Source organism: Pseudomonas sp. B6001 (genome assembly GCF_013386015.1).
Classification (GTDB): Bacteria; Pseudomonadota; Gammaproteobacteria; order Pseudomonadales; family Pseudomonadaceae; genus Aquipseudomonas.
Genome location: NZ_JACAOX010000021.1, coordinates 35,754 through 53,911 on the forward strand (window position 1 = coordinate 35,754; position 18,158 = coordinate 53,911).

The 18,158-nt window shown below is 61.4% G+C and carries 17 protein-coding genes; 5 read left to right on the forward strand and 12 right to left on the reverse strand.

The annotated features are described in order from the left end of the window. Positions 1-67 precede the first annotated feature (67 nt). The 7 genes from tauD to HX821_RS23780 all read right to left on the reverse strand — a co-directional run bounded on the left by tauD (position 68) and on the right by HX821_RS23780 (position 8,286). Positions 68-904 carry a taurine dioxygenase gene (tauD, locus tag HX821_RS23750; protein WP_177036518.1) on the reverse strand — a complete coding sequence of 279 codons (837 nt, stop codon included), beginning with the start codon at positions 902-904 and terminating at the stop codon, positions 68-70. Positions 905-925: 21 nt separating this feature from the next. Further along, positions 926-1,762: a taurine ABC transporter permease TauC gene (tauC, locus tag HX821_RS23755; protein ID WP_177036520.1), complete on the reverse strand. Its 837-nt coding sequence runs from the start codon at positions 1,760-1,762 to the stop codon at positions 926-928. After that, entirely contained in the window at positions 1,759-2,538 is a 780-nt protein-coding gene (gene tauB / locus HX821_RS23760; RefSeq protein ID WP_023659332.1) for a taurine ABC transporter ATP-binding subunit, read from the reverse strand. The genes tauC and tauB overlap by 4 nt, the downstream gene beginning before the upstream one ends. A gap of 18 nt (positions 2,539-2,556) precedes the next feature. Further along, complete coding sequence (gene tauA, locus HX821_RS23765) at positions 2,557-3,534, reverse strand: taurine ABC transporter substrate-binding protein (protein ID WP_003213167.1); 978 nt, start codon at positions 3,532-3,534, stop codon at positions 2,557-2,559. 246 nt (positions 3,535-3,780) lie between these two features. Beyond that, positions 3,781-5,364 (reverse strand): glutamate--cysteine ligase, encoded by a 1,584-nt coding sequence (gene gshA, locus HX821_RS23770; RefSeq protein WP_008435798.1) that lies wholly within the window; start codon positions 5,362-5,364, stop codon positions 3,781-3,783. 214 nt (positions 5,365-5,578) lie between these two features. Beyond that, positions 5,579-5,962 carry a PaaI family thioesterase gene (locus HX821_RS23775; protein WP_008435797.1) on the reverse strand — a complete coding sequence of 128 codons (384 nt, stop codon included), beginning with the start codon at positions 5,960-5,962 and terminating at the stop codon, positions 5,579-5,581. Further along, complete coding sequence (locus HX821_RS23780) at positions 5,962-8,286, reverse strand: Tex family protein (RefSeq protein ID WP_102367889.1); 2,325 nt, start codon at positions 8,284-8,286, stop codon at positions 5,962-5,964. The genes HX821_RS23775 and HX821_RS23780 overlap by 1 nt, the downstream gene beginning before the upstream one ends. Before the next feature lie 357 nt (positions 8,287-8,643). Here HX821_RS23780 and ompR point away from each other — a divergent pair, with 357 nt between their 5' ends. Both ompR and HX821_RS23790 read left to right on the forward strand, forming a co-directional pair. Then, entirely contained in the window at positions 8,644-9,384 is a 741-nt protein-coding gene (gene ompR / locus HX821_RS23785; RefSeq protein ID WP_003213175.1) for a two-component system response regulator OmpR, read from the forward strand. Positions 9,385-9,500: 116 nt separating this feature from the next. After that, positions 9,501-10,814 carry an ATP-binding protein gene (locus HX821_RS23790; RefSeq protein WP_003213176.1) on the forward strand — a complete coding sequence of 438 codons (1,314 nt, stop codon included), beginning with the start codon at positions 9,501-9,503 and terminating at the stop codon, positions 10,812-10,814. Between the two features lie 124 nt (positions 10,815-10,938). Here HX821_RS23790 and rimK read toward each other — a convergent pair whose 3' ends face one another. From rimK to HX821_RS23805, 3 genes are read right to left on the reverse strand one after another with little or no spacing between them, the layout of a single operon-like run. Then, positions 10,939-11,844, reverse strand: coding sequence for a 30S ribosomal protein S6--L-glutamate ligase (gene rimK / locus HX821_RS23795; protein WP_003213178.1), 906 nt, complete (start codon positions 11,842-11,844; stop codon positions 10,939-10,941). After that, on the reverse strand, positions 11,841-12,305 hold the full coding sequence (locus HX821_RS23800; protein WP_371132397.1) for an ATP-dependent zinc protease: 465 nt from the start codon (positions 12,303-12,305) through the stop codon (positions 11,841-11,843). The genes rimK and HX821_RS23800 overlap by 4 nt, the downstream gene beginning before the upstream one ends. A 34-nt stretch (positions 12,306-12,339) precedes the next feature. Further along, entirely contained in the window at positions 12,340-13,119 is a 780-nt protein-coding gene (locus HX821_RS23805; RefSeq protein WP_134325546.1) for an EAL domain-containing protein, read from the reverse strand. A 116-nt stretch (positions 13,120-13,235) separates the two neighbouring features. On the opposite strand from HX821_RS23805, the gene HX821_RS23810 reads away from it, so the two are divergent. After that, a complete protein-coding gene (locus HX821_RS23810; RefSeq protein WP_003213184.1) occupies positions 13,236-13,643 on the forward strand; it encodes an RNA-binding S4 domain-containing protein in 408 nt (135 codons plus the stop codon). Positions 13,644-13,685: 42 nt separating this feature from the next. Here the strand turns inward: HX821_RS23810 and HX821_RS23815 are convergent, their stop codons facing one another. Further along, the gene (locus HX821_RS23815) at positions 13,686-14,486 is read right to left on the reverse strand and encodes a phosphatase PAP2 family protein (protein ID WP_087692726.1); all 801 of its coding nucleotides are present in this window, start codon (positions 14,484-14,486) and stop codon (positions 13,686-13,688) included. 125 nt (positions 14,487-14,611) lie between these two features. Here HX821_RS23815 and hslO point away from each other — a divergent pair, with 125 nt between their 5' ends. Together hslO and HX821_RS23825 are read left to right on the forward strand one after the other, a co-directional pair. Further along, a complete protein-coding gene (gene hslO / locus HX821_RS23820; RefSeq protein ID WP_102367891.1) occupies positions 14,612-15,514 on the forward strand; it encodes an Hsp33 family molecular chaperone HslO in 903 nt (300 codons plus the stop codon). Positions 15,515-15,693: 179 nt separating this feature from the next. Next, a complete protein-coding gene (locus HX821_RS23825; RefSeq protein ID WP_003213191.1) occupies positions 15,694-17,235 on the forward strand; it encodes a phosphoenolpyruvate carboxykinase in 1,542 nt (513 codons plus the stop codon). A 57-nt stretch (positions 17,236-17,292) separates the two neighbouring features. Here the strand turns inward: HX821_RS23825 and HX821_RS23830 are convergent, their stop codons facing one another. Then, a complete protein-coding gene (locus HX821_RS23830) occupies positions 17,293-18,144 on the reverse strand; it encodes a DMT family transporter (protein ID WP_087692724.1) in 852 nt (283 codons plus the stop codon). Between the last annotated feature and the right edge of the window lie 14 nt (positions 18,145-18,158).

The following is an 18,158-nucleotide window of genomic DNA, read 5'->3' on the forward strand; positions in this document are numbered from 1 at the left end:
GATATGTCGACTGATTCACCGCTTTCGCGAGCAAGCCCGCTCCCACATTTGATTTGTGGTGTGCCTGCTAGAACGGCACATCTCCAAGAATCGTCGCCCGATGCATCACCCGCCGCTGCGGCCGGTAATCATCCACCGCGTAATGCTGGGTCACGCGGTTATCCCAGAACGCCACGTCATTTTCCTGCCAACGCCAGCGAATGGTGAATTCCGGCCGTGTTGCATGGGCAAACAGCAGCTTCAACACCACGTCGCTTTCCGCCGGCTCCAGTTCGTTGATCTTGCTGGTGAACCCCTCGCTGACGAACAGCGACTTACGCCCGCTCACCGGGTGCGTACGAATCACCGGATGAGACAGCGGCGGGTTCTTGCGCCGGGCTTCTTCCCAGCGCGCCAAATCTTCCGGCGTGGTGCCATAACGCTCCAGCGGGAAGGAGCGGGTGAAGTCATGGGTTGCCGTCAAACCGTCCAACAGCTTCTTGAACGGCTCGGACAACGCCTCATACGCGGCAATCCCGCTGGCCCACAACGTATCGCCACCAAACTCCGGCAGCAGCTTGGCGCTCAGTACCGCACCGAGGGCCGGGGTGGGCAGGAAGGTCACGTCGGTGTGCCAGATGGCGTTGTCGCGCACGTCGGTCACGGCGGTGTCGAGGATCAGCACTTCTGGCTGCTCCGGCACGTTGGGGTAGATCGGGTGAATGTGCAGGTCGCCGAAATTCGCCGCGAACCGCGCCTGTTGCTGCGGGTTGATCGGCTGGTTGCGGAAGAACAGTACCGAATGCTTGAGCAGCGCCTGTTCGATGGCGTCGCGGTCTTCAATCTTCAACGGTTGGGTGATGTCGACGCCACTGATCTGGGCGCCAAGGGCGGTGCTGAGAGGTGTTACGGTCAGGCTGCTCATGGGATTCTCGTCGAAAATTTTTCAGTGTGCCTGGCCATGCCACGGCACCAATTTGCGCTGCAGGGCACGCAAGCCCATTTCCATGGCGAAGGCGATCAGCGCGATCATCAGAATCCCCAGCACCACCACGTCGGTGACCAGGAATTGCGCGGCGGACTGCACCATGAAGCCCAGGCCGCTGGTGGCCGCGATCAATTCTGCGGCTACCAGGGTCGACCAACCCACGCCCAGGCCAATTCGCACGCCGGTGAGGATGTCGGGCAGGGCGCTCGGCAGGATCACATGGCGAATCAGTTGTGCCCGGGTAGCGCCCAACGACTGCGCAGCGCGCAGTTTGGCCGGGTCGACGGTACGTACGCCGGTGGCGGTCGCGATGGCAATCGGCGCAAAAATCGCCAGGTAGATCAGCAGTACTTTGGACAGCTCGCCGATGCCGCACCAGATCACGATCAGCGGCAGGTAGGCCAGTGGTGGAATCGGCCGGTAGAACTCGATCAGCGGGTCGAGAATGCCCCGGGCGATGCGGTTGGAACCGATGGCAATCCCCACCGGCACGGCGGTCAGCACGGCAAAGCCGAGGCCCAGGCCGATGCGCTTGAGGCTCGCGCCCAGATGCTGCCACAGGGTGGAGTCCATGTAGCCGGTGGTCGCCAGCAGCCAGCCTTTTTGCAGCACGGCCGAAGGCGGTGGCAGGAACAGCGGCTCGATCAGCCCGCTGGCGGTCACGGCCCACCAGATGGCAACCAGGGTCACCAGGGTCAACACGCTGATCCAGCGGGTGCTCAGGCTGCGGCGTACGGGCACGACGGGTTTGCTCGCCGGCTTGGTGGCCGTGGCCGGTAATTCGTAACTGCTCATGCGGACACCTGCCGTTGGGAGAACACCTTGCCCAGCACGTGTTCGCGGGTTTCGATAAAGCGCGGGTCGGACTTGATCGCGCGTGCCGACTCGCCGGCGGCGTAGCGCTGGCCGAAGTCCAGGCTCAGGCGCTCGACGATCTGGCCGGGGTTGGGCGCCAGCAGAATCAAATCCGTGGCGAGGAACACCGCTTCTTCGATGTCGTGGGTAATCAGGAATACCGGTTTGGCCGTGCGCCGCCAGACTTGCAGCAACAGCTCCTGCATCTGTTCGCGGGTGAAGGCATCAAGGGCGCCGAAGGGTTCGTCCATCAGCAGTACGCGGGGGTCGGCAGCCAATGCACGGGCCAGGCCGACACGTTGCTTCTGGCCACCGGAGAGTTGCCAGATACGACGGCTGTCGAAACCGGCGAGGTCCACCAGGGCGAGCATTTCCCGGGCGCGGATTTCCCGCTGGTCCTTGGGCACGCCTGCCAACTCCAGGCCGAAACCGACGTTGGCCAGCACGTCCTGCCAGGGCAGCAGGGCGTCGTCCTGGAACACCACGCCGCGTTCGGCGCTCGGCCCCTTTACCGGCACACCGTCAAGGGTGATGCGCCCGGCGCTGGGTTCTACAAAGCCGGCAATCAGGTTCAACAGCGAAGTCTTGCCACTGCCGGAAGGGCCGAGGGCCACCAGCAATTGCTGGGGCCCAAGGCTCAGGGAAATATCTGCCAGTACTGGCTCCGGGCTGCCTGGGTACTGTGCGCTGATGCGCTCCAGTTGTAGCAAGGCCATCGCGGTTAACTCCTGGTATCAGTTAGTGATGAACTTCGGGCTGACGTACGGGGCGTAGTCCGGCAGTACGGCGTCGACCTTGCCTTGTTCCTTGAGGAACGCGGCGGTATCGGTGACAGCCTTGGTGGTCGGTGCGCCGAGCAGGGTGACCTGGTCAGCCGCCAGCGGGTAGACGTTGCCTTGCAGCAGCAGCGGAATGTCGCTGGCCTTGGCCCCGGAGAGCTTCACCAGTTTGTCGACGTTGCCTTTGTCAGCCAGCCAGGCTTGTGGGTCTTTGCGGTAAGCGGCATAGGCATCCAGGGTGACCTTGGCAAAAGCCGTGACGATTTCCGGGTGCTTCTCGGCGAAATCCTTGCGCACGATCCAGGCATCGAAGGTCGGTGCGCCAAATTTGGCCAGTTCGCCGGAGGTGATCAGCACCTTGCCGTTTTCCTTGGCCACGCCAAGCGCTGGGTCCCACACGTAGGTGGCGTCGATATCACCACGTTTCCAGGCGGCGATGATGGCCGGCGGGGCGAGGTTGAGGATGGTCACTTTGGACGGGTCGATGTTCCAGTGCTTCAACGCGGCCAGCAGGCTGTAGTGGCCGGTGGAAACGAATGGCACGGCGACTTTCTTGCCGATCAGGTCCTGCGGGCTGTTGATCCCGGAACCGTTGCGGGCCACCAGGGCCTCGGCCCCGCCGATCTGGGTGGCGATCAGGAAAGTTTCTACCGGGACCTTGCGGGTCACGGCAGCGGTCAGCGGGCTGGAGCCCAGGTAGCCGATCTGCACGTCACCGGAAGCGATGGCGGCGATGATGTCGGCACCGTTGTCGAATTTGCGCCAGTCGATCTTGGCGTTGGTGGCTTTTTCGTAAGCGCCGTCGGCCTGGGCGACTTTCGCCGGGTCAACGGTGGTCTGGTAAGCGATGGTCACGTCGGCGGCCTGGGCAAACAGGCTGGCACCGGCCAGGGACAACGCCGCCAAGAGGCGAAGGGGGAAGTGCAGTTTCAAGGGGGAAGTCCTCATCAGGCGGCCGGAGGTCGGCGTGTGAGAAGACTAAATGATCTAAGAATCCGAAAATAAATAACATTTTCGAATTAGCTTATGAGGAGAAACTCGCGCCCCAGGCTAGAAGGCGCATAGGTCAAATGTGGGAGCGGGCTTGCTCGCGAAAGCGGTGAATCAGTCACCGAATACATCGACTGATACAACGCTTTCGCGAGCAAGCCCGCTCCCACAGGGGGCTGTGTCAGGCTTTTAGTTGCTGATGGCGAGGATGCTCGCCTGGTACGACCCGACAAACACGTCAAAATCACCCACTTCGTTCTGCTCAAGCTCCGCCTGCTGCGCCAGCGAACTGCGCGCCAGCTCTTCAAAGCGTGCCTGTTCCTCTGCCTTCAACGGCTCGCTGCGGAAGTACTCCGCATGCACCTGGCTCTGATGCAGCGAGAACTGCGCAAAGCTCTCTTTACGCTCGCTCATCGCCGCCAGCACCTGGGCCGACGGGGTCAGGGACGAATCCTTGACCTTCGCCAGCTGCGCGTCCAGCGCCTGGCTGTGTTCATTGATGCCCTGGCTCTGGTCCAGCATCGCCGCCAGCGGAGCAATCTGCTCCAGCAGCTCTGCCGCCCATTCCTTCATGTCCACCGATTCGCCACGGCGCTGCAATTGCAGGCCCGGACGGCGGCCTTCCTTGACCACGCTGAGGAAGTTGGAGGTGGCGTTGCCGCACTCATTGTCGGCGAACAGCGGGCTGTCATTCAGCGCGCAATACAGCAGGAACGCATCGAGGAAGCGCGACTCTTGCAAGTCGATGCCCATCGGCAGGAACGGGTTGATGTCCAGGCAACGCACTTCGATGTACTGGATGCCACGGGCCATCAGCGCCTGGATCGGCCGTTCGCCAGTGTAGGTCACGCGCTTGGGCCGGATGTTGGAGTAGTACTCGTTTTCGATCTGCAGGATGTTGGTGTTGAGCTGAACCCACTCACCGTCCTTATGGGTGCCGACTTCGACGTACGGTGCGTAGGGTGTCGCCACAGCTTCGCGCAGGCTGTCGGTGTAGCTCGCCAGGTCGTTGTAGCACGGCGTCAGGCCGGCCTGGGCGTTGCTCTGGTAACCCAGGTCGCTCATGCGCAGGCTGGTGGCGTACGGCAGGTACAGGGTGTCGGCGTCCAGCACTTCGAGCTGGTGCGAACGACCGCGCAGGAAACCCGCGTCCAGGGCCGGCGAGGCGCCGAACAGGTACATCAGCAGCCAGCTGTAGCGGCGGAAGTTACGGATCAGCGCGATATAGGCCGTGGACTGGTAATCCCGGTCGGTGCCCACAAAGCCTTCGGCTTCCTTGAGCAACGGCCAGAGGTCTTCCGGCAGGGAAAAGTTGTAGTGGATCCCGGCGATGCACTGCATGGTCTTGCCGTACCGCAGGGCCAGGCCCTTGCGATACACGTACTTGAGCTGTCCGATGTTGGAGGTGCCGTAGTAGGCAATCGGAATATCTTCCTCGGCCGGCAACGGGCACGGCATCGATGGACTCCACAGGTACTCGCTGCCGAGCTTGCTGTAGGCAAAACGGTGGATCTTGTCGAGGCTGCTCAGGGTATCGGCCGGGTTGGGCAACGCCGGCGTGATGAATTCAAGCAGCGACTCGGAATAGTCGGTGGTGATCTGTTCGTGGGTCAGTGCAGCGCCCAGGGCCTCGGGATGCGGCGTTTGTGCCAGTCGGCCTTCACCGGTGACGCGCAGGCATTCGCGCTCGATGCCGTGCAGGCATTGCTCGAGCAAAGAGAGGTGTTCGTGCTTGCCGAGCAGGGCCAGGCGGCGGTTGAGAAGTTCGCTCAAGTTGGATTCCTTCACGCGTCAGTCGCCCCAATATGGGGGTGGTCAGGACGGTCTACAAGGGTGAAGTGGAAACTGGCGTTATCGCCTGGTTTTTGAGCCGGATTGACCCACTCTGAAAGAGCCGCCCTCGTCCCTGAATCTGGCCATCGCGCACGAGGAAAAGTTCGGCGCAACTTTCGAAGCGCCGAAATTAACTCAAATCGATGACAGGGAGCTATAGGACAGCGAAGGTGCCTTGTGCTTTTGCGACCAGTTTTTCGTCCTGGTACACGTCCGCCTCGACCACCAGCGTGCGCCGACCCGGGTGAATCACCCGGGCGGTGCACAGCACATCGCCGTCGGAAACGGCGCGGATGTAGTTGATCTTGCATTCGATGGTCGCGCTCTGCTGGTCGAAACCATGGGAGCTGGAACACGCCAGCCCCATGGCAATGTCCACCAGGCTGAAGATCGCCCCGCCATGGAGCTTGCCAGCGCGGTTGCGCAACTGCGGTTCCAGGGTCATGGCCACCTCGGCAACACCGGTTTCCAGGCGCTGCAGGCGGCAGCCAATGAGTTCGCTGAAAGCGCTGTGGGTCAAGCCGGCTGGCAGTTCCATTAACGTTTCTTCAGTTGTTTGGCGTTGGCGAACAGCGAAGCCATGGCGTTGTTGGCCGGGGCTGGCGCAGCGGTTTCCTTGCGGGGGGCGGCGCCTTGGGACTGGCGTGGCGCCGAGCCCGGGCGTGCGCCGCGGGCACCGTCGATTTTCTCGCCCGGGGTGTCGCTCATGCGCATCGACAGGCCGACGCGTTTGCGCGGGATGTCGACTTCCATGACCTTGACCTTAACCACATCACCGGCTTTCACCGCTTCACGCGGGTCCTTGATGAACTTCTCCGAAAGCGCAGAGATGTGCACCAAACCGTCCTGATGCACGCCGATATCCACAAACGCGCCGAAGTTGGTCACGTTGGTCACCACGCCTTCGAGGATCATCCCCAGTTGCAGGTCCTTGAGGTCTTCGACGCCTTCCTGGAACTCGGCGGTCTTGAACTCGGGACGCGGGTCGCGGCCAGGTTTTTCCAGCTCTTGCAGGATGTCGGTGATGGTCGGCACGCCGAAGGTTTCGTCGGTGTACTTCTTCGGGTCGAGGCGCTTGAGGAACGCGGCGTCGCCGATCAGCGAGCGGATGTCGCGGTCGGTTTCAGCGGCGATGCGTTGTACCAGCGGGTAGGCTTCCGGGTGGACAGCCGAGGAATCCAGCGGGTTGTCACCGTTCATGACGCGCAGGAAGCCGGCGGCTTGCTCGAAGGTTTTTTCGCCAAGGCGTGCGACTTTTTTCAGCGCTGCACGGGTCTTGAACGCACCGTTTTCGTCGCGGTGGGTCACGATGTTCTGCGCCAGGGTGGCGTTGAGGCCGGAGATGCGGGCCAGCAGCGCAACCGAAGCGGTGTTTACGTCCACGCCCACGGCGTTCACGCAGTCTTCAACCACGGCGTCCAGGCCGCGAGCCAGTTTCAGCTGCGACACGTCGTGCTGGTACTGGCCGACGCCGATGGATTTCGGGTCGATCTTCACCAGCTCGGCCAGTGGGTCCTGCAGGCGGCGAGCAATGGACACGGCGCCACGGATCGACACGTCGAGGTCCGGGAATTCCTTGGAAGCCAGTTCAGACGCGGAGTACACCGAAGCGCCGGCCTCGGAGACCATCACCTTGGTCATCTGCATGCCTGGGTATTTTTTGATCAGCTCGGCGGCCAGCTTGTCGGTTTCACGGCTGGCGGTGCCGTTGCCGATGGCAATCAGGTCCACCGAGTGCTTGGCGCACAGGGCGGCCAGGATGGCGATGGTCTGGTCCCACTTGTTGTGCGGCACGTGGGGGTAAACCGTGGCGTGATCCAGCAGCTTGCCGGTGGCGTCGACCACGGCAACCTTGCAGCCGGTGCGCAGGCCCGGGTCGAGGCCCAGGGTCGCGCGTGGGCCGGCGGGTGCGGCCAGCAGCAGGTCGTGCAGGTTGTGGGCGAATACGCTGATGGCTTCGGTTTCGGCGCCGTCGCGCAACTCGCCCAGCAGGTCGGTTTCGAGGTGGGTGTAGAGCTTGACCTTCCAGGTCCAGCGCACGACTTCACTGAGCCACTTGTCCGCAGGACGATTCTGATTCTGGATGCCGAATTGTTGACCGATCATGCCTTCGCACGGGTGCATGGTGCCTGGCAGCTCGTCGCCGACTTTCAGCGCGGAGCTCAGGATGCCTTCGTTGCGGCCGCGGAAAATCGCCAGTGCACGGTGGGACGGCATGCTTTTCAGCGGCTCGTCGTGTTCGAAGTAATCGCGGAACTTGGCGCCTTCCTCTTCCTTGCCGGCGATTACGCGGGCACTGAGGGTGGCTTCCTGCTTCAGGTAGTTGCGCAGTTTTTCCAGCAGGTTGGCGTCTTCGGCGAAGCGCTCCATGAGGATGTACTTGGCGCCTTCGAGGGCGGCCTTGACGTCGGCCACGCCTTTTTCGGCATCGACAAAGCGTGCAGCTTCGGTTTCCGGGGCCAGGGACGGGTCGTTGAACAGACCGTCGGCCAGCTCGCCGAGGCCCGCTTCCAGGGCGATCTGGCCCTTGGTGCGGCGCTTCTGCTTGTACGGCAGGTACAAGTCTTCGAGGCGGGTCTTGGTGTCGGCGAGCTTGATGTCGCGTTCCAGCTGCGGGGTCAGCTTGCCTTGCTCTTCGATGCTGGCGAGGATGCTGATACGCCGTTCGTCGAGTTCTCGCAGGTAGCGCAGGCGCTCTTCCAGATGCCGCAACTGGATATCATCGAGGCTGCCGGTGACTTCTTTACGGTAACGGGCGATGAAGGGCACTGTGGAGCCTTCATCCAGTAGAGCGACGGCCGCTTCGACCTGTTGTGGGCGTACGCCGAGTTCCTCGGCGATGCGGCTGTTGATGCTGTCCATAAAACCACCTGAAATTCTGAAAGCAGGCTCGCAGGCCCGGAAAACAAGGCCCGCGAGGCTGGTTGAGCGGCCCGTCTGGCGCCGCTGCCTGGGTCAAGAGGCAGCCTATTGACCCTCGAAATCGAAAAAATCACTACAAGCGGGTGAAAAAAATCCCCTGGCAGTAAACGGTAACGAACTGACGTTGCCCTGCACAAAGGCGCCGCATTATAACCAGCGTTCTGCCCTTGGGGGGATTGCCGCCAAGGTTGTAGGGCGCGGGTTCGCTGGCGGTAGAGGAAAAATCTGCTAACAATGCACACGGTGCGTATAACGGCAGCTACGCCATAATGCGCGCCGAGATAAGAGGAGCATCTAATGAGCAGCACTGCACAAACTGCTGAAGGCGAAAAAATTCTCATCGTTGATGACGATCCGGGGCTGAGCAGCCTGCTGGAGCGTTTCTTCAACTCCAAGGGCTACCGTGCCCGCGCGGTGCCAAACACCGAACAGATGGACCGCCTGTTGGGACGTGAAGTCTTCAACCTGGTGGTGCTGGACCTGATGCTGCCCGGCGAAGACGGCCTGACCGCCTGCAAACGCCTGCGCGGCGCCAACAATCAGATCCCGATTATCATGCTGACCGCCAAGGGCGATGAGCTGAGCCGCATCAAGGGCCTGGAACTGGGCGCCGACGATTACCTGGCCAAGCCGTTCAACCCGGACGAGCTGATGGCACGGGTCAAGGCCGTACTGCGTCGCCAGGCCGCCCCGGTACCGGGCGCTCCAGGCAGCGAAGACGAAAGCGTGACCTTCGGCGACTACGAGTTGTCGCTGGCCACCCGTGAGCTCAAGCGTGGCGATGAAGTGCACATGCTGACCACCGGCGAATTCGCCGTGCTCAAGGCACTGGTGATGAACGCTCGCCAGCCGCTGACCCGCGACAAGCTGATGAACCTGGCCCGTGGCCGTGAGTGGGACGCCCTCGAGCGCTCCATCGACGTACAGATCTCCCGTCTGCGCCGGATGATCGAGCCCGATCCATCCAAGCCGCGTTATATCCAGACGGTGTGGGGTGTGGGTTACGTGTTTGTGCCGGATGGCACTGCAACCAAGTGACCGATGATTTGCAGAGGCGGGCGTGCCGGTGATGACTCGATAAGAGTCAGCCGGTTGCCCGGCGTTTGCAATTCTGCGAGCTTGGCTCGCTCCTGCAAGGTGTCCAGCTGTCTTTTATGAAAACCCCGTTGTGGTTCCCGCAGAGTTTCTTCTCACGCACCCTTTGGCTGGTGCTCATCGTCGTACTGTTTTCCAAGGCCCTGACACTGGTTTATCTGTTGATGAACGAAGACGTGCTGGTGGACCGGCAGTACAGCCACGGTGTCGCGCTGACCTTGCGCGCCTACTGGGCCGCAGACCCCGAGAACCGCGAGAAGATCGCCAAGGCCGCTACCCTGGTCCGGGTCGCGGGCGCGGGCGTGCCCGAGGGCGAGCAACATTGGCCCTACAGCGAAATCTACCAGCGCCAGATGCAGGCCGAACTGGGTGAAGACACCGAGGTGCGGCTGCGCATGCATGTGTCGCCGGCGCTGTGGGTGCGAGCGCCGAGCCTGGGGGAGGACTGGCTGAAAGTGCCGCTGTATCCGCATCCGTTGCGGGGGCAGAAGATCTGGAACGTGCTGGGCTGGTTCCTGGCGATTGGCTTGCTTTCCACCGCGTCTGCCTGGATTTTCGTGCGCCAGCTCAACCAGCCGCTCAAGCGCCTGGTGTTTGCCGCACGCCAGCTGGGCCAGGGCCGCAGTGTGCGCCTGCCCATCAGCGATACGCCGAGTGAAATGACCGAGGTGTACAGCGCGTTCAACCAGATGGCCGAGGATGTCGAACAGGCGGGGCGCGAGCGCGAGCTGATGCTGGCGGGGGTGTCCCATGACCTGCGCACGCCGCTGACGCGTCTGCGGCTTTCCCTGGAACTGATGGGTAACCACACCGACCTTACCGACGACATGGTTCGAGACATCGAGGACATGGACGCGATTCTCGACCAGTTCCTGGCGTTTATCCGCGATGGCCGGGACGAGGTGGTGGAAGAGGTCGACCTGACGGACCTGGTTCGCGAGGTGGTTGCTCCTTACAACCAGAATGGCGAGCAGGTGCGCATGCGCCTGGAGCCGATCCAGCCGTTCGCGTTGCGTCGGGTTTCGATGAAGCGCCTGCTGAATAACCTGATTGGTAACGCGCTGCATCACGCCGGTTCCGATGTGGAAGTAGCAGCCTACGTTTCCGGGGATACCAGCGCGCCTTACGTGGTTCTGAGTGTCATGGACCGTGGGGCCGGCATCGATCCGGCGGAACTGGAAGGTATCTTCAACCCGTTCACCCGAGGCGACCGTGCCCGGGGTGGCAAAGGCACGGGCCTGGGGCTGGCGATCGTGCGGCGGATTGCTTCGATGCATGGCGGCAATGTCGAATTGCGCAACCGGCCGGATGGCGGCCTGGAAGCGCGAGTGCGCTTGCCGTTGGGGCTGATGTTGCCCAGGGACGCGGTCTAAATGTGGGAGCGGGCTTGCTCGCGAAGGCGGTGGGTCAGTCCATAGAAATGTCGACTGATCCACCGCCTTCGCGAGCAAGCCCGCTCCCACACTGGTTTTGCGGTGCTTTACAGGTTGGGTGTCCTCAACCTTTGCCTTTGGTCCTGGTCATATTCGGCCCACCACTCTTCTCCAGATGCTGAATGATGATCCCCGCCACATCCTTGCCGGTGGTGGTCTCAATTCCTTCCAGGCCCGGTGACGAGTTCACCTCCATCACCAGCGGCCCGTGGTTGGAGCGCAATATATCCACACCCGCCACGCTCAACCCCATGACCTTGGCTGCCCGCAGTGCGGTCATGCGTTCTTCCGGGGTGATCTTGATCAGGCTGGCACTGCCGCCACGGTGCAGGTTGGACCGAAACTCACCCGGCTTGGCCTGGCGCTTCATCGCGGCAATCACCTTGTCGCCCACCACGAAGCAGCGGATATCCGCACCGCCGGCTTCCTTGATGTACTCCTGCACCATGATGTTCTGCTTGAGGCCCATGAACGCCTCGATCACCGACTCGGCCGCAGTCGCGGTTTCACACAGCACTACGCCGATGCCCTGGGTACCTTCCAGCACCTTGATCACCAGCGGCGCGCCGTTGACCATCTCGATCAGGTCGGGAATGTCATCCGGGGAGTGCGCAAAGCCGGTGACCGGCAAGCCAATGCCACGGCGCGACAGCAACTGCAGCGAGCGCAGCTTGTCCCGCGAACGGGCGATAGCCACCGATTCATTGAGGGGAGACACCCCCATCATTTCAAACTGGCGCAGTACCGCGCAGCCATAGAACGTCACCGAAGCACCGATACGCGGGATCACCGCATCGAAGCCTTCCAGCGGTTTGCCCCGGTAGTGGATCTGCGGCTTATGACTGGCAATGTTCATATAGGCGCGCAACGTATCGATCACCACCATCTCATGGCCACGTTCGGTGCCGGCCTCGACCAGGCGACGGGTGGAATACAGACGCGGGTTACGCGACAGCACAGCGATCTTCATGCAGCACCTGTGGCAGAGGTAGTAGAGACCGGGAACACCGGCTTGTCTTGAACGTATTTGACGCCGGGACTGACCACCAGTTGGCCGTCAATCAGGGCCTTGGAGCCCAGCAACAGGCGGTAACGCATGGCCTTGCGGCAGGCGAGGGTGAATTCCACCCGCCATACCCGATCGCCCAGGGCCAGGGTGGTGCTGATCACATACCGCACCTGGGCCTGGCCGTTGGAGCTTTTAATGGTTTTCATCGCCACCAGCGGTGCTTCGCAGCGCCGGTGACGCAGTTGCACCACGCTGCCCAGGTGCGCGGTGAAGCGCACCCACTTTGCACCGTCGCGCTCAAATGGCTCGATCTCGGTGGCATGCAGGCTTGAGGTACTGGCGCCGGTGTCGATCTTGGCGCGCAGGCCTGCCACTCCCAAGTCGGGAAGTGCCACCCACTCACGCAGACCCACAACGGTCAAATGGTCAAATGTCTTCAATATGAATAACCGGCAATTAATTCGCCCAGGCGGCGGGTGATACCTCGGCCAGGGCTTTGAATGCAGGCTTGGCGAACCAGTAGCCCTGCATCAGAAATATTCCACAGTCGGCGAGAAAGTCCCGCTCGCCGGCGCTTTCGATGCCCTCGGCGATGACAGTAACGCCCAACTGCTCACAGATTGTGACAATCCCCCGGACGATCACCTGACGGACACGATCACGGTCGACATCGCGGATCAGCGCCATGTCGAGTTTGATCAGGTCAGGTTGGAAATCGGCCAGCAGATTCAGCCCCGAATAGCCCGCCCCGAAATCGTCGATGGCGGTCTTGAAGCCGAATTCGCGGTATTCACGCAGAATATTCGTCAAATGGCGATAGTTATCTACATGCTCGCTTTCCAGGGTCTCGAAAATCAGCCGATCCAACGGAAAATTATGCGCGCGGGCCGCCTCCAGGGTGCTGCGGATGCACAGTTCTGGTCGATAGACCGCATTGGGCATGAAGTTGATTGAAAGGTGCGTCTGCATGTTGAGTGTCGAAGCGGTGGCGATCGCGCGGGTGCGGCATTGCTGGTCGAAACGGTAGCGATTGCTGTCGTTGACCTGATCCAGCACCGACATCGCGCCCTCACCATTCACGCCGCGCACCAAGGCTTCATGGGCAAAGATCGACTGGTTACGCAGGTCCACGATAGGCTGATACGCAAAGGCGAACTCAAAGCCCAGCGGCTCACTTTGCTGGCAGCCCGCACAGGCTTGTTTGGGCGAGGTCAGTGAAATGGGAAAGTCGGTCACACGTTAACCTCGCGAAAACAGGATGCTACCTGGCGTATCTTAGGTGAGCTCAAGGGTTTATGCGTTGAAGGGTTTCAACGGTAAAGTTGCGACATTTTTCAGAGCGAGGAATTCAAGTGGCTCAGAAGCAGGAAGAGGAAGAAAAAGTCCGTTTGGACAAGTGGTTGTGGGCGGCGCGTTTCTTCAAGACCCGTGCCTTGGCCAAGGCGGCGATCGAGAGTGGCAAGGTGCATTGGCGCGGCGAGCGTTGCAAGCCCGGCAAGGAGCCACGCATCGGCGATGAGTTTCAGATCCGTGCCGGGTTTGATGAACGAACCGTCGTGGTCCAGGCGCTTTCAATTGTGCGAAGGGGCGCTCCCGAGGCGCAGGCGTTGTATACCGAGACCGAAGCCAGCATCGCCAAGCGCGAAAACGCGGCGGCCATGCGCAAGGCCGGCTCCCTGGGCATGACCACCGACGGCAAGCCAAGCAAGAAGCAGCGGCGCGACCTGTTCAAGTTTCGCGGCAGTGGCAATGATGATTAATCGGCAGACCGCAGGAGCCAGGTCGGCTCCTGCTATTTCAACTCAAACGCTGCGAATCACGCTCAAGCGATTAACCAGCGGTACTCGCCGAAACAACTCAAACACCGGGCTCGTCACTCGCACCAGCCCCCGCGAAACCTTCGCTGCAAAGGGCGTGTAGTAACCCCAGCCCAACGCCAACAGCGCCAGCAACACCCCACCGATATAATCGTCCTGCCCCCAATGCGCACCGGCCACCAGCCGCGGCATCATGAACAGCAGCGCCAAGCCCCAGATCACCAGCACCTGCCCGATCCGCTTGGCAAACACGGTCATGAACATCCCCCAGATCAGCAATACCGATGCATGATCCCCCGGGAAGCTCTGGCTGGAGCGGTCCTTCAACTCCCATGTCTTCTCCAGGCCCGGGAAATAGTCGCTCATCTGAATCGCGCCGCTGATCACCATCGACGGGCTATGGTGTTGCCAGCCCATTTGCGCCGCCAGCTTGGAAAACAGCATGCGGATAAACAGCAACAGCAGCAAAATGCCCAGGAAGCCGAAAAACGCCTGGCGCACTTCAATCGCCTTGAACACCCAGTCGCCACGGATCAACAGCGTCAGCAGAATCACCCCGACCACCGCGTCAAACGGCCGCAAACTGGCCACCGCCCACACATGCAGCCACGCGGAGCTGCTTGCCAGCGGGTCATTGAGCAGATGAAACAGCCACTCGTCGAAAACCGTGCAGAGCGCCTGGCCCGCCGGCCAGAGCCAAAAACACAGCAGCCCCACAGCGAGTAAATTACACAGGGCCAATCGACCGAGGTCCCACCTGGCTTGGAACAAACCCGGATTGTTCATAAACTGTTTCCTCTTAGCTTTAAAGCGCTTCGTTTTCCCGCAGAAGGCCGCACCAAAACGGTGCTAAAGCGTGTAATTCTATAAACCTTGTCATCTTTTTGTCATCAATTCAGATACCCAGACCTATGACTGATCTACCGGATACCGACTTCACCCAACGCTTCATCTTCGACGACAGCGACGCCCGCGGCGAACTGGTCGCCCTGGAGCGCAGCTATGCCGAAGTCCTCGCCAAGCACCCCTATCCGGAGCCGGTCGCGCAATTGCTCGGCGAACTGATGGCGGCTGCCTCGCTGCTGGTGGGCACCCTGAAGTTCGATGGCTTGCTGATCCTGCAGGCCCGCTCCGAAGGCCCGATCCCGCTGCTGATGATCGAATGCTCCAGCGAGCGCGAAATCCGTGGGCTGGCCCGCTACGACGCCGACCGCATCGCCGCCGATGCGACCCTGGCTGACCTGATGCCAGACGGCGTGCTGGCCCTGACCGTCGACCCGACGGTAGGCCAGCGTTACCAGGGCATCGTCGACCTCGACGGCGAAACCCTGTCCGACTGCTTCACCAATTATTTCGTGATGTCCCAGCAAGTGGGCACCCGCTTCTGGCTCAACGCCGACGGCAAGCGCGCCCGTGGCCTGCTGCTGCAACAACTGCCGGCCGACCGCATCAAGGACGAAGAAGACCGCGCCGACAGCTGGGCCCACATCACCGCCCTGGCCGGCACCCTGAAAGCCGAAGAGTTGCTGGGCCTGGATAACGAAACCATCCTGCACCGCCTCTACCACGAAGAGGCCGTGCGCCTGTTCGACGTGCAGTCCCTGCGCTTCCACTGCAGCTGCTCCCGCGAGCGCTCGGCAACTGCCCTGGTCAGCCTGGGCCTGGAAGATGCGCAGGACCTGGTGGTGGAACACGGTGGCAACATCGAGATCGACTGCCAGTTCTGCAACCAGCGCTACCTGTTCGACGCTGCCGATATTGCTCAATTATTCGCCGGCGCGGGCGTAGATACCCCTTCAGGCACCCGCCACTAAAACGTTTAAGCACAGGTAAATCACCTGACAAACGCCGGATTTCCGCCGTTCTGACCGGAGGGCCCTACTCTTTTTGGGCTTTTCTGGCATAATCCGGCCCACTTTTTTCGCGGTAGTAGTGCGCAACTTTCTACTACAAAACGTTTGGAGCACTCGGCCACTGGCCGACGGGGAACCTCATGACGCAAGCCAATAACGCCGTATACACCGATCTGAGTGTTGACGATCTGGTCAAAGAAGCCCTGCAGCGCGGTGAAGGCGTGCTTGCCGATACCGGTGCGCTGGTCGTAGAAACCGGTCACCGTACCGGCCGTTCGCCAGTCGACCGCTTCATCGTTGAAGAGCCTTCCACCCAGGCTGCCATTGCCTGGGGCCCGATCAACCGCAAGTTCCCGGCCGACAAGTTCGATGCCCTGTGGGCTCGCGTCGAGGCATTCAACAACGCGCAAGAGCATTTCGTTTCCCACGTTCACGTAGGGGCTGCAGAAGACCACTACCTGGCCGTGAAAATGACCACCCAGACTGCCTGGCAGAACCTGTTCGGTCGTTGCCTGTTCATCAACCCGGCCCAGTACAACCCGGCCGGTCGTGAAGAGTGGCAAGTGCTCAACGTGGCCAACTTCGAATGCGTGCCAGAGCGTGACGGCACCAACTCCGACGGTTGCGTGATCCTCAACTTCGCCCAGAAAAAAGTCCTGATCGCCGGCATGCGTTACGCCGGTGAAATGAAAAAAGCCATGTTCTCGGTGCAGAACTTCCTGCTGCCGGCCTCCGACGTGCTGCCGATGCACTGCGCCGCCAACATCGGCGAAGCCGGCGACGTGACCCTGTTCTTCGGTCTGTCGGGCACCGGTAAAACCACCCTGTCCGCCGACGAAAGCCGCTACCTGATCGGCGACGACGAACACGGCTGGGGCGAAGGTGTGGTGTTCAACATCGAAGGCGGTTGCTATGCCAAGTGCATCGACCTGTCCGAGAAGAACGAGCCGGTGATCTGGAAAGCCATCAAGCACGGCACCGTGCTCGAAAACGTGGTGATCGACGATGCCAAGCACGCCGACTACACCAACGTCAGCCTGACCCAGAACAGCCGCGCCGCCTACCCGCTGGAGCACGTGGCCAAGCGCTCCGAGAAAAACCTCGGTGGCGAGCCAAACGCTGTGATCTTCCTGACCTGCGACCTGACCGGCGTACTGCCGCCCGTGTCGATCCTCAGCGAAGAACAAGCGGCCTACCACTTCCTGTCCGGCTACACCGCTCTGGTGGGCTCGACCGAAATGGGTTCGGGCGGCGGCATCAAGTCGACCTTCTCCACCTGCTTCGGCGCGCCATTCTTCCCACGCCCGGCTGGTGAATACGCAGAACTGCTGATCAAGCGCGTGCGCGGCTTCGGCTCCAAGGTCTACCTGGTCAACACCGGCTGGACCGGCGGCGGCTACGGCGTTGGCAAGCGCTTCAACATCCCGACCACCCGTGGCGTGATTGCAGCGATCCAGAGCGGTGCGTTGATTGGTGCCGAGACCGAGCACCTGGACACCATCAACCTGGACGTGCCATTGGCTGTACCGGGCGTCGAGACTGGCCTGTTGAACCCACGTAACACTTGGGCTGACAAGGCTGCCTACGATGAAGCGGCGAAAGCGCTGGCGGGTCTGTTCATCGAGAACTTCAAGAAGTTTGAAGTGAGCGATGCGATCAAGGCTGCGGGTCCGAAGTTGTAAGATTCGGCCGTTGTGAAAAAGCCGCCCCTAGTGGGCGGCTTTTTTGTGGGCGAAGGATCAGTCGACGAGGTGCAGAACCACGGCTCCCACTAACACCAGCACCACACCGGTCACTTGCACCGCTGACAGCCGCTCCTTGAAAAACACAAACCCCAGAATCGCGGCGATCCCACCGGACAGGGTGCTGATCACCGTCACCACGGAAACCGACCCCGCCATTGCGCCCCACGAGAACGCCGAGAACCCACCCAGGTTCATCAGGCTCGCGCTGGTCAGCGTTGCGCAGTTTTTCAGCGGTGGGATTTTCAGGCCGTCTTTGATCTTAAGCACCATCAACACCAGGACGCACAGGCCAACCAAATACCCAAGCCAAAGCATCGTGACCGGGCCAAGCGTCGGCAGGGTGTAGCGGCCCTGCACCCAAAAGCTTGTGCCGTAGAGCAACGCTGCGAGCATCGCGTAGGCGATTGAGCGGCTGGAACTGTTGTGAGGGACGCCATTGTCCTTGTGAATGCTGGACAGGATCACGCCAATTACGCAGAGAGCGATGCAGCCGAGTTGGATCAGGCTGATGTGTTCGCCGCTGGCCCATGACAGCAAAGTAGTCACGACACCGTAGGACGTCACCAGCGGCGCGACAATGGCCGCTTTGCCCAGCGAGAAGGCCTTGGACAGCGCAAGGGCGCCGGAGACGGTCAGCAGGGCTGCTGCGGCTCCCAGGAGCCAGACACTCAAAGGCGCCGCGAGGGATTTGACGAGGAAGGCCGGGAATATGACCAGCAGCAGGGTCATGATCAGGAAGCCCAGCGCCTGGCCGAAGTACACCGCGCGTTTGACGCCGACAGCTCGGGCGTTGAGGCCCACGAGGAAGTCCGTGCCGCCCCAGAGCAGGGCGGCCAGCAGGCCCATTAGTACGTCCATGT